Raw genomic sequence first — 14,578 nt, forward strand, 5'->3', positions numbered from 1 at the left:
CGTCCCCCGGGCCGCCGGGTCAGAACTCGGCGTCCATGGGGAGTCGGCGGACCTCGGGGAGGTAGGCGTCCAGCTCGCCCGGCTCGAAGCGGCACATGCCGATGGCGTACCAGAACTCGGAGGTGGCGTCGCCCTCCCACTTGTAGTCGCCGGACGGCGCCAGGGCGGCCCAACCGGAGGGCAGCCCCAGCAGGGTGACGCGGCGGGCCGGGGCGGCGGGGTCGGACACGTCCCACAGGATGATGGCGCCGTCGTCGCCGGCGCTGGCCAGCAGGGTGCCGTCGGGGGAGAACGACAGCGACCACACGCGCCGGGTGTGGCCGGAGAGGGTGTGCAGGGCGCGTCCGTCCCTCGGGTCCCACAGCCGCACGACCAGGTCGTCCCCGGCGGTGGCCAGCAGCGTGCCGCCGGGGTGGAACGCGGCGCACCACAGCCGTCCGGCGTGGCCGGTCAGGACGCGGCGCGCCTGCCCCGAGTGCGGGTCCCACAGCCAGGCGGCGCCGTCGTTGCCGGCGCTGACGAGGGTGTCGCCGGTGGCGTCGAACTGCACCCGGTAGACGCGGTCGGTGTGGCCGCGCAGCGTGGCGACGCATTCGCCGGTGCGGGCGTCCCAGAGGCGGACGAGGCTGTCGTCGCAGCCGGTGGCGACCAGGCGGCCGTCGGGGGAGAAGTCGATGGACCGCACCCGGCCGCGGTGGTCGGCCAGGTTGACGGTCTCGCGGCCGGTGGTCCAGTACCACAGCCGGACGGTGTCGTCGTCGTTGGCGGTGGCCAGCACGTCCCCGTCGGGGCTGAACGCCTGCGCCCACACGTGGTCGGTCTCGGCGTTGAGCTCCCGTTCGAACACGCCGGTGCCGGCCTGCCACAGGTGGACGCCGCCGTCGTTGGTGGCGGTGGCCAGCTGCGCCCCGGCGGGGTTGAACGCGGCGGAGGTGAGGTTGTCGGCGGCGCCGCGCAGCTCCCGCACCAGCCGTCCGGTGCGCGGCTCCCACAGCCGCACCAGGCCGTCGTTGCCGCTGGAGGCCAGCAGCCCGCCGTCGGGGGAGAAGGACACGCCGGTGACGCGGCGGCCGTGTCCGCGCAGCACGGCCCTGCACTGCCCCGTCTCGGCGTCCCACAGGCGGGCGGTGCCGTCGTTGCTGCTGGTGGCGAGCTGGGATCCGTCGGGGCGGAACGCGAACGGCCACACCGCCCCGCGGTGCCCGGCCAGTTCCACGCGCAGCCGCCCGGTCTCGGGGTCCCACAGGCGGATCGTCCCGGCGCTGTCGGCGGTGGCCAGGCGCCCCCCGTCGGGGCTGAAGGCCGCCTGGTAGATGGCGCCGCCGTGGCCGGTGAGGGTGCGGTGGGGGCGTCCGTCCCGCCACAGCCGCACGGAGCGGTCGGTGTCGCCGGTCACCATCAGGTCGCCGTCGGGGTGGAACGCGACGGCGTAGACGCGGCCCGTGTGGCCCACCAGTTCGTGCCGGATCTCCCCGGTGCGGATGTCCCAGAGCCGGACCACGCCCGCCTCGTCGCCCGCGGCCAGCAGTGCGCCGCCCGGGTGGAACACCGCGCGGTAGACGGCGCCGCGGTGGCCGGTGAGCGTGCGTTGCAGCCGCCCCGTCGTCAGGTCCCACACGCGCAGGACGCCCCCGGCGTCGCCCGTCACCATCAGGGTGCCGGCGGGGTCGAACACCGCGGTGTAGATGGGGGCGGTATGGCCGGGAAGCTCGTGGCGTTCCTCGCCGGTGGCGCAGTCCCACAGGCGGATGGTGCCGTCGGCCGCGCCCGCCGCAAGGAGCACGCCCTGGTAGGGGCCGTCGGTGCGGGGCGGGCCGACGACGACGGGCCACACCCCTTCGGGGTGCACGGTGAGCGTGTGCGTGCAGCGGCCCGTCGCCAGGTCCCACAGCCGGATCGTGCCGTCGGCCGACCCGGTGGCGAGCAGGTTGCCGGTGCCGTCGAACACGACCGCGTAGGTGCGGTCGCGGTGGCCCATGAGCGTGCGCAGGGGCGTGCCCGTCACCGCGTCGCACACCAGCACGCCGCCGTCCTCGCCGCCCACCGCCAGGATCGACCCGCCCGGGCTGTAGGCCAGCGGCTGCGGCAGGCGGCTGGTGGCGAAGTGGAACCCGTAGGGGACGCCGATCCCGGCGGGGGCCACCTGCAGGTCCACGGGGCGGCCGGGGGCGATGGCGGCCTCGCGCAGCTCGGGCGCGGACGCGATGCGTTCGGGCAGGTTCGCGTCGATGAGGGCGGCGCGGGTCCAGCGGCTGCCGTCCACCGCCGCGTCCCGCAGGTCGGCGCGGGCCAGCCGCGCCCGCGACAGGTCCGCGCCGCGCAGGTCCGCGCCGGTCAGCCGGGCCCCGTCGAGCCGCGCCCCGGCCAGTGCGGCGTCCCGCAGCACCGCGTGCGACAGGTCGGCGCCGACCAGCTGCGCGTCGGTCAGGTCCGCGCCGGTCAGGTCGACGCCCTGCAAGTCGCGGTAGGACAGGTCCTCGCCGGCCAGGCGGGCGCCGCGCAGGTCGGTGCGCGCGGACGTGCGCAGCCGCGTGGTGATCTTGATGGCGTTGGAGCGGGCCACGTCGCCGGCGCCGGCGTCCGCCAGCACCCCGGCCGCCCACTCCTGGCAGGCGCGCGTGTCGGCCAGGTCGCACAGGAAGTCGACGGTCAGCTGCGACAGCGTCCGGGAGGCGAGCGCGCGGGGGGCCGGGCCCTTGGCGAACTCCTCGGCGATGTGCCGGGCGACGAGCCACTCCACGACCGACCCGTGGATGAAACCGAACAGGCCCTCGTCGGTGCGCACCAGCAGGCTCCCCGCCCCGACCGCGTGCGTCACCTGGTGCGGCGACATGCGCCCCTCGGTGAGGCCGGTGAGCGTGTCGGCCACGTCGGCCAGTTCCGCCAGGCGCAGGAACGACTCGTTGGTCTCCCACAGCCGCAGCGCGAGCGTCCCCACCGCCTGCCACATCGCCTCGACGGTGAGCCCGGCCGGGCCCCCGGAGTGGCGGACCCGGTCGGCCTCGTACGCCAGCCACGACGACAGGATCTCCCGGTACAGGTCCGCGGGGCTGACGGTGTGGCGGGCGTGCGCGACCGCCCGCAGCCGCTCCTCGGGCAGGTCGGCGATGAAGCTCAGCATGCGCGGGTTGCTGGTCAGGCCCAGCAGCTCCTCCAGGCCCGCCAGGATGCGCAGCCGCTCGTCGGCCACGCGTTCGTCGCCGTAGCGGTTCACCAGGTACGCGCGGACCTGCGCGGGGGTGAAGTCCTCCAGGCTCAGCACCCGGCGGTGCGGCAGCACCCCCACCTTCTCGCCCAGCGCGGTGAACACCTGCGCCTGCGACTTGAAGTGCTGCGTGCGGCTCGCCACCACGATCTTCGCCTTGTCCTGGGCGGCCTGCAGCAGCGTGTCCAGGTGGTCGGCGGCCTGGTCGTAGGTGACGCGGGTGACCAGCTCGTCGAACCCGTCGAACAGCAGCACGATGCGGCCCTGCCGCAGCATGTAGTGGAACGCCTTGAGGTCGATCAGCTCCTCGCCGTGGTTGGCCAGGTGCGCGGCGACCAGGCCGTCCACCGAGTGCGCCTTGTCCAGCGCGCGCAGCTCGATGAGGATCGGGATGACGTGCGGCAGCTCCTCGGGGATGCGGCGGGCCAGCTCCCGCAGCGCGAACGTCTTACCGCGCCCGAAGTCGCCGAGCAGCAGCAGGAACCGGCCGTGGTCGGCGGCCAGCAGGCGCAGCATCTCCTCGACGACGTCCTCGCGCACGCCGTTGCCGGCGGCGTCCGCGGGCGACCGGTCCAGCTCGCGGAAGCGCTGCGGCACGTACAGGGACGGCGGGTACAGGGGGCCCGACGACAACCGCGCCGTCTGGCCCGCCACGTACTCCGACAGGTCCAGCAGCCCCTGGAACTCGGTGAGGCTGCGCACGCGGATGCCGCGGCGCAGCGCGTCCTCGCGCAGCGACCGGGGCGGGGGCGGCCCCACGTAGACCAGCTCCGAGCCGTGGTCGGACCCGTCGGCGTGGACGTGCCGGACGAAGGCGTCCACGTCCGCCTCCGTCACCTGCCCCACGTGCGCGCCGATGCGGTACTGGCGGACGAAGCCGTCCTCCAGGTGGGTGAGCAGCAGGTGCGGCGGGTCCTGGCCCCCGTCCGGGCGGGGCGCGGGCACCACGCGGCGTATCTGGGCGCGTTCGAACCGGGTCTCGCAGGCTTCGGCGATGCGGTCCAGCAGCCGCGCCGTGGGGTCGGGCGTGGGGGCGGCGCGCCCGTCGTCGCCGGCCCGCTCGATCGGCGGCGTGGGGGCGGGCGGCGCGACCTGCTCGCGCGGCGGGGGGAACGTCCCGCCGACGCGGGCCCAGGACCGTTCCAGGCGTTCGGGGCCGCGCCGCTCCGCCTCGTCGGGGATCCAGCGTTCCAGGCCGTCGCGCCGTATGACGACGGTCTGGTGGCGGCCGGGGCCGAGCGCGGGCACGACGGGCGCCTGGGACGGCATCAGCCCGATCGCGCCCAGCTCCGAGGGCGTCCCCTGGAAGAACAGGTTGACGTGGGCGCCCAGCAGGGAGTCCACGGTGCCTGGGTCGCGCAGGGCGTCCGGCTCCCCGGCGACGGGGCTGTGCGCGACGGCCCCCAGGCGCAGCCAGCCCTCCTCCTCGAAGTGCCGCAGCCGTTCGGTGAACCAGGCGGCCTGGGCGCGCCCCACCTCGCCGTAGCGGTCCTCCGGGCGGTGGGTGAGCGGCAGCGTCGAGTTGAGCCCGGCCACGACCACCTTCAGGTCGTTGACGGGGAACAGCGTCCAGGGCTGGGCGCTGTCGAAGATGAGGCTGTCCAGCCCCTGGTAGAAGTCCTTGAACAGCGCCGCGAAGTGCCGCCACTTGGGCCAGTACGGCGGCTGCGGCTCGATGTCGTCGGCCTCGCAGCTGGAGAAGTACGCCTGGCACGCCGCCCGGGTGACGTCGTGGGGGCCGGGCACGACCACCACCCGCTGCGCCTCCAGGCCCAGCAGCGCCCGCAGGCTGGTCAGGAACGACAGCGCCTCGGCGAACTCCTTGCGGCTGCCCGAGTGGGTCAGGTCGCCCGTCACCACCAGCAGGTCGGGCCGCGGCACGCCCGCGTCGGCCAGCCGCGTCACATCGCTCCAGATGCGGTCCTGCAGCTCGGTGGCGGTGGTGGGCTCGTCCGGCTCGGCGAGGGTGCGGCCGAACCGGGGCCCGGACACGTGCAGTACGCTCAGCTGCTCGCGCGGCCCCGGGGCGTCGGCCTCGCCCGGGAAGGCGGGAGGCACGACGGGCGTGCGGCGCGCCGCGCGTTCCCCCGTGGGCTCGGGCAGCGCACCGCCGGGCGGCTGCGCAGCGGGCTCGGGGAGCGCCCCCGGCGCTCCGGGGAAGGCCGGGCCGGAGTTCGGCCGCGCGTGCCCGGCCAGTGCCTCCTGGATGCGCCGCATCAGCAGCGCGCGCGCTTGCGCGGGGTCCTCTACCCCGACCAGGTCCACGTAGGTGATGGTCGACAGCAGCCCGTCGATGTCGCAGTCCTCGATGCGCACCGTGACGAGCTTGCGCGCGGGGTCGTCGGGGTCGGCGCGCAACGCCGTCATCCACTCCCAGCGCCCGTACCGCGACCGCAGGTAGTTGCGCGACAGCACCGCGATGACCACCTTGGCCTCCGACAGGCCGCGGTCCATGAAGTCGATGAAGTTGGTGCCGGGGACGAAGTCCCACGCCTGCATCATCGTGCGGTGCCCGGCCGTCTCCAGCTGCCAGGCGATCCACGCCGCCCAGCGCTCGTCGGCAGGGGAGTAACTGATGAAGAAGTCAGTCGGGCGGTCCTGCCCGGACGAGCCGGTAGGGGGTGTCATGCGGTCAGTATCGCGCGCGCGAACCGGCCCGTGCACCGCTGCAACGCCTGCGCCGTAAGGGCTGCGGGCCTCCTGCGCCCGACCTCCGGGAACGCGGGGCGGGGGGCGCTGTTGTGGGATCATGGCGGCCGTGGCCCCATCCAGCCAGACCATCAGGCGCGCTCTGGGCGCTCTCGGCGTGCTCGACTGGATCCGGATCGGCCTGCTGCTTTTGGGGCTGGTCTTCGTGGTCACCGGACTGCTGCCCAGCGCCGACGCCCGCGCCAGCCTCGAACGCATCGCCCCCCTGCTGCTGTTCCTGTTCAGCGTCATCGTGCTGGCGGAGCTGACCAAGGAGGCGGGGGTCTTCGACGCCATCGCCCTGGGCATGGCGCGGCTGGGGCGCGGCGCCTATCCGGCGCTGTTCCTGCTGTGCGTGGCGTTCGCCTCGGCCACCACCGTGTTCCTCAACCTGGACACCACCGCGGTGCTGCTCACCCCCGTCATGCTGGCGCTGGCCGCCAACGCGCGCATCGCGGCGCTGCCGCTGGCGATGACGACGGTGTGGCTGGCCAACACCGCCAGCCTGCTGCTGCCGGTGTCCAACCTGACGAACCTGCTGGCGGCCGACCGCGTCGCTTTGGAGACCCCCGAGTTCGCCGCCCGCATGTGGGCTCCGCAGCTGGCCGCGCTGGCGGTGACGATGACGCTGCTGTGGGTGTTCTACTGGCGGCGCCGGATGCGGGGCGCCGACCGTTACGAACCGCCGCCGCCCGTCCCCGTGCGCGACCGGGTGCTGTTCGCGGCGACGGGCGGGGCGTGCATGCTGTTCATCGGCTCGATCCTCGCGGGGGTGCACACGGGGATCGCGCTGGGCCTGGCCGCCACCGCCGCCGCCGTGGTCGCCGTGGCGGCGTTCGCCGTCCGCGCCCCCGCCGCGCTGCGGCCGTCCCTGATCCCCTGGCAGCTGATGGTGTTCGTCACCGGGCTGTTCCTGGTCGAGCCGACGCTGGAGCGGTACGGGCTGGACGAGGCGATGCGCGGGCTCGTCGGCGCCGACGACGGCCTGGGCGGCGCGCTGCGGGCGGCCTTCGCCGGCGGCGGCCTGGCCAACGTCATCAACAACCTGCCCGCCTACGTGGCGGGCGAGTCGGCCGTTCCGGTGGCCAACCACGACCAGCTGCTGGCGCTGCTGATCGGCACCAACGTCGGCCCCGTCATCACGCCGTGGGGGTCGCTGGCGACGCTGCTGTGGTTCGAGTGGTGCCGCCGCTGGGACGTGCGGGTGCCGATGGTGAAGTTCGTGGCGACCGGCGCGCTGCTGGCGGTGCTGGGGTGCGCCGCCAGCGTGGGCGTGCTGCTGCTGGTGCCCTGACCCCTAGGCGGTCACCGGCGCAGGCCGTCGGCGGCGGTGGCGGCGGCGGTGGTCTCCAGAAGGCGGTCCAGCAGGTTCGGACGGGCCGCCACGAAGCCGCGCTCCTCGGCGGGCAGGTCGATGTCGAGCTCGTAGGGGGAGCCGTCCAGGCCGCGCAGTTCCGCGCCCGCCTCGGCGGCCAGCAGCGCACCGGCGGGAAGGTCGACCATCTCGGGCCGGTAGCCGACGATGCCGTCGATGTCGCCGCGGGCCAGCATCACCCACGCCACCAGGGGCGCCCACAACTGCAGCAGGCGCCCGCACCCGGCCTCCAGCGACGTGCGCAGGCCCAGCGCGACCGGGTCGCCCCGCCCCACCTCGTGGCCCTGCGTCCAGGCCAGGACGGGATGCTCGACCCGCCCCGGGCCGTCCAGGCGCAGCCGTGCACCGTCCGGCCCGCGGGCGCCCTTGCCGCGCGCCGCCGACCATGTGCGCGCCGTGACGGGGTCGTGGACGACCCCCAGCACCGGAACCGACCCCGCGCACAGGGCCAGCCCCACCGCGTACACGGGCATGCCGATCGCGACGTTGTTCGTGCCGTCCAGCGGGTCCACCAGCCACACCATGCCGTCGCCGCCCTCCAGGACGCCCGACTCCTCGGCGATGATGCGGTGGCCCGGGTAGACGGCCCGCAGCCGGCGCAGGATCAGCTCCTCGGCCGCGGTGTCCAGGTCGGTGACCACGTCGCCGCGGTCGCCTTTCGCACGCACCCGCAGCGGCCCGCACGTGCGTGCGCGCAGCAGCGCCCCCGCCGCCTCGGCGGCGTCCACGGCGACCCGACGCGCCTGGACGAGGTCGACCGGATCGGCCTGGGCGGGGCTAGGGGTTCTCATCGGGCCTCTCCAATCGGGGGCGGACGCTAGGGCTGCACCGAGCGGTGCTGTGCCGGGGTGTCATCGGGCCCCGGACGGGGCGGGGCGGGTTCGGTGGACGACTGGCGTGCGGCGCCCGCGCCGGTGCCCCCCGGGCGGGCGGGGTCGGCGGACGCGGCCGGGACGGAACGCGGCGGCAGCGAGTACTCGGCGGCGATGCGCTGCGCCGAACGCAGGGCGGCGCGGGCGGCCTCGTCCGGGTCGCAGTTCGCCCGCCGCACCTGGTGCGTGGGGAGGTCGAGCGGGCCCAGGGACAGGTCGCCCCCGTCGGGGAGCTGCCGGCCCAGCGCCACCGTGGCGGCGTCCGGCTCGCCCTCGACGACGGTGCTGTGGAACGCGCCCGCGGGCAGGCTGTAGGTCTCGCCGGTGCGGTGCGTGGCGGCGTCGCCGGGGGAGTACCGGACGGTGCGGCCGGTGGCGCGCAGCTCGTCCACGCCGCCGCGGCTCACCACTTCGAACACCCGGTGCGTGGCCGGGTCCTCCTCGACGACGCGTGCCCGCATGTTCCGCACCTTTCCGTACAGGACGAAGCTGACCAGGTCCCAGCTGTGGCAGTGCACCAGCGACGTGGTCGACGGCGCGGGCGTGATGTGCGGGGACCAGATGTGCAGGCACACCCCCAGCGCACCGCGCCGCTCCACGGGCAGGCACAGGAAGCCCAGCGGATGCCGCACCGGGGCGATGGGGGACCGGCCCCGCGCGACGTCCACCAGGACGTCGCGCGCCCACGCCGGCAGCGACCCCGCCGCGGTACCCGCGGCGATCTCGCCGTAGACGGCGCCGTAGACGCCGCCGTGCAGGTCCGGAAAGCGCATCACCGTCACTCGTAGGGGTCCTTGGCGCGCAGCGCCTTGCGGATGATGTCGATGACGTCGCGGTCGGTGTAGGAGCCCGGCAGTTCGATCCCGGTGACCTCGAACAGCTTGCGCGCCTCCTCGACGGTCGGCTCGTCGTCCAGCGGCGCCAGCCGGGCCTGCTCGACCGGCACCCGGCGCGCCTGGTCGAGGCTGGTCTGCAGCTCGGCGGCGCACCAGGCGTAGAAGAACTTGCCGCTGTCGACCACCAGCGCCTCGCCGCGCGGGTCGTCCCGCGTGATCACCAGGCGGGACGCGGCCAGGTCGTAGCGCAGCGTCGTCATCGTCTGCGACAGGCCGATGTCGATGTCGAGCATGTTGAAGCGCTGCTTGTGCCAGCAGGCCGCCAGGATCGTGGCGTAGGCCTCCTTGCGGGTGCGGTCCAGCGTCCACGGCTCGCCCGTGGCGTCCGGCCGGTCCGACACCGACCGGCGGTGCCGCGCGTAGGACTCGCACACGGTCACGTTGGTGGGGTCGATGATCTCCAGTCGCACCAGCAGGGTGCGGCGCTCGCGGCGGGCCGCGGCCACGCACTCCGGCAGCGTCCGCGCCCGGATGTAGGTGCCGGTGCCGCCCTTGAAGAACCACCGGTCGGTGTCGCGGCGCGCCTCGGCGAGCACCTGCCCGACCTGCGCCCCGTCGATGACCCGCACCACCGCCGTCTCGTCCAGGGCGCGCTTGGTGGCCGACACCACGCCCTCGAAGCGCTCGATCTGCGTCAGCCGCTCGCTCAGCCCCTCCAGCGTGGCCGAGGACGACCGCAGCGTGTCGCGGACCTCGGCCTCCACCGGGACGCGGCGGGCGCGGTCGCGCAGCACCGAGGTGGCCAGAAGGCCGATCACCGCCAGGATCGCGCTGTCGGTCACCTCGTCCGGCACCTGCACGCCGAGGCCGATCACGGCGACGACGACGGCCAGCACCAGGGCGATGAGGGCGTCGGCGTTCTTCCCGAGCCAAAGCGCGAATCGCGTCATCGCAGCACAGTTTCCCGTCCATCGGCGGCGCCGTCATCGTAACCGCGGCGCCACAGCGGGGCCACCGTCCCCGGCGTGCGATCGATGTGCCCGCGGTGCGGTGCGCGGGCGGCCGCCCGGGGCCCGCCGGGGACGCCGGTGCCGGATCGTCTGCACAAGGGGACCGCCCATTACGGATGTGCCGCTACACGCACTGCGGTTCCACTGGAACGTTGTAAACGGGACAGGGGTGTTCGACCCGGGCTATAGGCTCGTCACCATGCGAATCCGGGGCTGGTGGGAGGGCTTTCGGGGGTGGTGGTCGGAGCTGTGGCCGACCCGCCGCTCCCAGGCGCTCGACCTGTCCCTCGCCGTGGCGCTCGCCGTGGTCGACGGCATCTTCCTCTGGTACGCCACGCAGGACTTCTGGCTTCCGCCCGTCGCCGTGTCGCTGTGCAGCGCGCTGCTGGCCCTCGGGCTGGTGGTGCGGCGCCGCCACCCGGTCGCCCTGGCCCTGGTCTCCGTCGTCTCGGGGGCGGCCATGGGCGCGGGCGCCTTCGCGACGCTCGTGATCCTCTACTCGCTGGGCGCCTACGCCGCGTCCCGGCGCACCGTGCTCACCATCGCGACGCTCAACTTCGCCGCCTACCTGCTGGTGCCGGGGCCGACCGCCGCCGAGCAACCCTTCCTCGAGCTGCTGGTCGGGGGCGTCACGTTCATCTTCTCCCCGGTGCTGCTGGGCCTGTACATGGGCGCCCGCAAGCAGCTGTTCGCCTCCCTGCAGGAACGCGCCGAGCGCCTGGAACTGGAGCAGCACCTGCTCGCCGAACGCGCGCGCGCCGAGGAACGCACCCGCATCGCCCGGGAGATGCACGACGTCGTCGCCAACCGCATCAGCGTCATGGTGGTGCACGCGGGGGCGCTCAAGGCCGTCGCCGCCCGCGACCCCGCGCGGGCGGCCGAGACGGCGGCCGTCATCGGCGACATGGGACGGCAGGCCCTGGAGGAGCTGCGCCAGGTCATCGGCGTGCTGCGGCACGGCGAGGACGTGCTGCCGCAGACCTCCCCGACGCTGGCCGACGTGCGCGACCTGGTCGACCAGTCCGGCGCGGCCGGGCTGCGCGTCGACCTGCGGGTCCGGGGCGAGGAGCGGCCCATGCCCCCGGCGGTCGGCCGCGCGGTGTACCGGCTCGTCCAGGAGGCCCTCACCAACGTCCACAAGCACGCGGGCGACGCCGACACCTGCGTCGACCTGCGGCTGCGGCCCGAGGCCGTCGAGGTCGAGGTGACCAACGCCCCGCCGCGCTCGGCGCCCGCCCACGGCCTGCCCAGCGGCGGCAACGGCCTGGTGGGGCTGCGCGAGCGGGTCACCGCCCTCGGCGGGGTGTTCACCGCCGGGCGGTGCGACGGCGGCGGCTTCCGCGTCCGGGCCCGCCTGCCCCTGCCCGCCGCCTCCTCGACGCGCTGACCGAACGTGCTGATCAAGGCTGTGACCTGCAGAGACGCCGTCCGGTACGAGATTGTCGGACCCCCTGCATAAAGTGGGGAACGGCGGACCGCCCCGGTCCGCCGCGTACCCGTACGGGGGGAGGCGGAATGCGGCCGATCACCGACCTGCAGCGCAAGGTCGCGCCGTTCGAGGTCGTCACGGAGATGACGCCGTCCGGCGACCAGCCCGAGGCGATCAGCGAGCTGGCCCGGCGGGTGCAACGCGGCGACAAGGACATCGTGCTGCTCGGCGCCACCGGCACCGGCAAGACCGCCACGATCGCCTGGCTGATCGAGAAGCTGCAGCGCCCCGTCCTGGTGATGCAGCCCAACAAGACGCTGGCCGCGCAGTTCGCCAACGAGCTGCGGGAGATGCTGCCGAACAACGCCGTCGAGTACTTCGTGTCGTACTACGACTACTACCAGCCCGAGACGTACATCCCGCAGACCGACACCTACATCGAGAAGGACTCCTCGATCAACGACGAGGTCGACCGGCTGCGCCACTCGGCCACCACCTCGCTGCTGACCCGCCGCGACACCGTCGTGGTCGCCTCGGTGTCGTGCATCTACGGCCTGGGCACCCCGCAGGAGTACGTCGACCGGATGGTCCCGCTGCGCGTCGGCGACGAGATCGAGCGCGACGAGCTGCTGCGCCGGCTGGTCGAGATGCAGTACACCCGCAACGACCTGTCGTTCACCCGCGGCACGTTCCGGGTCCGCGGCGACACCATCGAGATCATCCCGCAGTACGAGGAGCTCGCCGTCCGCATCGAGATGTTCGGCGACGAGATCGAGAAGCTGGCCACCCTGCACCCGCTCACCGGCGAGGTCCTGTCGGAGGACGAGGAGGTCTACGTCTTCCCCGCCTCCCACTACGTCGCCGGGCCCGAGCGCATGGAGCGCGCCATCCGCGACATCGAGGCCGAGCTGGAGGAGCGGCTGGCCGAGCTGGAGCGGCAGGGCAAGCTACTGGAGGCGCAGCGGCTGCGCATGCGCACCACCTACGACATCGAGATGATGCGCCAGGTCGGCACCTGCTCGGGCATCGAGAACTACTCCCGGCACATCGACGGCCGCCCCGCCGGGTCGGCGCCCAACACCCTGCTGGACTTCTTCCCCGAGGACTTCCTGCTGGTCATCGACGAGTCCCACCAGACCGTCCCGCAGATCGGCGCCATGTACGAGGGCGACGCCTCCCGCAAGCGGATGCTGGTCGAGCACGGCTTCCGCCTGCCGTCGGCCATGGACAACCGCCCGCTGAAGTGGGAGGAGTTCCTGGAGCGCATCGGGCAGACCGTCTACCTGTCGGCCACCCCCGGCCCCTACGAGATGGAGCGCGTCCAGGGCGACGTCGTCGAGCAGGTCATCCGCCCCACCGGGCTGCTCGACCCGGAGATCGTGGTCAAGCCCACCAAGGGCCAGATCGACGACCTGGTGCACGAGATCCGCGAACGCACCGCCCGCGACGAGCGCGTCCTGGTCACCACGCTGACCAAGAAGATGGCCGAGGACCTCACCGACTACCTGCTGGAGCTCGGCATCCAGGTGCGCTACCTGCACAGCGAGGTCGACACGCTGCGCCGCATCGAGCTGCTGCGCGAGCTGCGCTCCGGCGAGTTCGACGTGCTGGTCGGCATCAACCTGCTGCGCGAGGGCCTGGACCTGCCCGAGGTGTCGCTGGTGGCGATCCTGGACGCCGACAAGGAGGGCTTCCTGCGCTCGGAGACCTCGCTGATCCAGACGATCGGCCGCGCCGCCCGCAACGTGTCCGGCCAGGTGCACATGTACGCCGACACCGTCACCCCCTCCATGCAGCGGGCGATCGACGAGACCAACCGGCGCCGCGCCAAGCAGCAGGCCTACAACGCCGAGCACGGTATCGAACCGCGCGCGCTGCGCAAGCGGATCGCCGACATCCTCGACTCCCTGGCCCGCGAGGACGCCGACACCCAGACCCTCATCGGCGGCGCGGGCCGCCAGCAGAGCCGCGGCAAGGCGCCCGTGCCCGGCCTGGCCTCGCGCACCCGCGAGGCCGGCCGCCACGCCGCCGACCTGGTCGGCGAACGCCCCCGCGAGGAGCTGGAGTCGCTCATCGAGGAGATGACCGCCCAGATGCACCAGGCCGCCGCCGACCTGCAGTTCGAGCTCGCCGCCCGGCTCCGCGACGAGATCAAGGAGCTCAAGCGCGAACTGCGCGAGATGAGGGAGGCCGGCGTCCGCTGACCCGCCCCCGCCCGCCCTGCCGCCGCGCGCCCGCGCGTCCCGAAGGCGCCCGCCGGGTCACTCCGGGGAGCTCGGCGCCGGTGCGCGACGGCCGGTCGACCGCGAGGCGCCCGCGGAAGATCCCGGCGACGCGGCCGCCGGGATCTTCGGACGTCAGGCCGAGGGCAGCGCGATGGGGCGGCCCGGGGCGGGGAGGTGGAGGCGGTCGGCGAGGGCGGCCGCGGTGAAGGCGGCCTCGACGTCGGCGGGCCCCTCGGTGAAGTGGGTCCAGCCCTCGATGTGCAGCGGGACGACGTGGCGGGCGTCGAGGATGCGGGTGGCCTCGGCCATCGCGGCGGCGCCCAGGGTGAATTGCGCGTCGCCGATCGGGGGAGTGCGGACCGCGCCGCCGAACAGCAGCGCCACGTCGATGCGCGGGAAGCGCGTCGCGATCTCGCGGACGACGTCCAGGGAGGCGTTGTCGCCGCTGACGTACACGGTCGGCAGGCCGGCGCCGGTCAGCACGAATCCGATGACCTCCCCGGTGATGTGCTCGGTGCCCGGCGGGCCGTGCAGGGCCGGCACCGCGGTGATCCGCACGGTGCCGAGGTCGTGGTGCCGCCACGGGGGCAGGGCGGTGACGCCGGGGACGCGGCCCGCCGCGGCGGCCGTGCTCAGCACCAGCGGGACCGCGCCGAGCAGGGCCCGGCCGGCGCGGTCGAGGTTGTCGGGGTGCTGGTCGTGGGAGAGCAGCACGGCGTCGACGGCTCCGATCCCGGCGGCGTCGACGGCGGGCGGGGCGGTCTTGGTCAGGACGTGGTCGCCGATCGGGTGGTCGCCGGGCGGGTCGAAGGTGGGGTCGGTGAGCAGGCGCAGGCCGCCGAGCTCCAGCACGGCGGTCGGGCCGCCGACCGGCAAGATCGTCATGGTCATGGGACGTACTGTGCCGCGCCGGGCGAAGCCGCAGGAGTGGCGTGAAC

At 74.2% G+C, this 14,578-nt stretch carries 8 protein-coding genes; 3 read left to right on the plus strand and 5 right to left on the minus strand.

Features of this window, described 5'->3' with window-relative positions:
* Positions 1-19: 19 nt before the first annotated feature.
* Positions 20-5,833, minus strand: coding sequence for a WD40 domain-containing protein (locus ABD879_RS10765; RefSeq protein WP_345020038.1), 5,814 nt, complete (start codon positions 5,831-5,833; stop codon positions 20-22).
* A 121-nt stretch (positions 5,834-5,954) separates the two neighbouring features.
* Here ABD879_RS10765 and ABD879_RS10770 point away from each other — a divergent pair, with 121 nt between their 5' ends.
* Entirely contained in the window at positions 5,955-7,187 is a 1,233-nt protein-coding gene (locus ABD879_RS10770; RefSeq protein ID WP_345020040.1) for an ArsB/NhaD family transporter, read from the plus strand.
* A gap of 11 nt (positions 7,188-7,198) precedes the next feature.
* Here the strand turns inward: ABD879_RS10770 and ABD879_RS10775 are convergent, their stop codons facing one another.
* From ABD879_RS10775 to ABD879_RS10785, 3 genes are read right to left on the minus strand one after another with little or no spacing between them, the layout of a single operon-like run.
* The gene (locus ABD879_RS10775) at positions 7,199-8,059 is read right to left on the minus strand and encodes an inositol monophosphatase family protein (RefSeq protein WP_345020042.1); all 861 of its coding nucleotides are present in this window, start codon (positions 8,057-8,059) and stop codon (positions 7,199-7,201) included.
* Between the two features lie 26 nt (positions 8,060-8,085).
* Positions 8,086-8,913: a hypothetical protein gene (locus ABD879_RS10780; protein ID WP_345020044.1), complete on the minus strand. Its 828-nt coding sequence runs from the start codon at positions 8,911-8,913 to the stop codon at positions 8,086-8,088.
* 5 nt (positions 8,914-8,918) lie between these two features.
* Positions 8,919-9,926 (minus strand): hypothetical protein, encoded by a 1,008-nt coding sequence (locus tag ABD879_RS10785; RefSeq protein ID WP_345020046.1) that lies wholly within the window; start codon positions 9,924-9,926, stop codon positions 8,919-8,921.
* Positions 9,927-10,185: 259 nt separating this feature from the next.
* On the opposite strand from ABD879_RS10785, the gene ABD879_RS10790 reads away from it, so the two are divergent.
* On the plus strand, positions 10,186-11,373 hold the full coding sequence (locus ABD879_RS10790) for a sensor histidine kinase (protein ID WP_345020048.1): 1,188 nt from the start codon (positions 10,186-10,188) through the stop codon (positions 11,371-11,373).
* A 128-nt stretch (positions 11,374-11,501) separates the two neighbouring features.
* Complete coding sequence (uvrB, locus tag ABD879_RS10795; protein ID WP_345020050.1) at positions 11,502-13,619, plus strand: excinuclease ABC subunit UvrB; 2,118 nt, start codon at positions 11,502-11,504, stop codon at positions 13,617-13,619.
* A 153-nt stretch (positions 13,620-13,772) separates the two neighbouring features.
* Here the strand turns inward: uvrB and ABD879_RS10800 are convergent, their stop codons facing one another.
* On the minus strand, positions 13,773-14,531 hold the full coding sequence (locus tag ABD879_RS10800; RefSeq protein WP_345020052.1) for an MBL fold metallo-hydrolase: 759 nt from the start codon (positions 14,529-14,531) through the stop codon (positions 13,773-13,775).
* Between the last annotated feature and the right edge of the window lie 47 nt (positions 14,532-14,578).

It is taken from the genome of Actinomadura keratinilytica (assembly GCF_039539665.1).
In the GTDB taxonomy this organism is placed as follows: domain Bacteria; phylum Actinomycetota; class Actinomycetes; order Streptosporangiales; family Streptosporangiaceae; genus Spirillospora; species Spirillospora keratinilytica.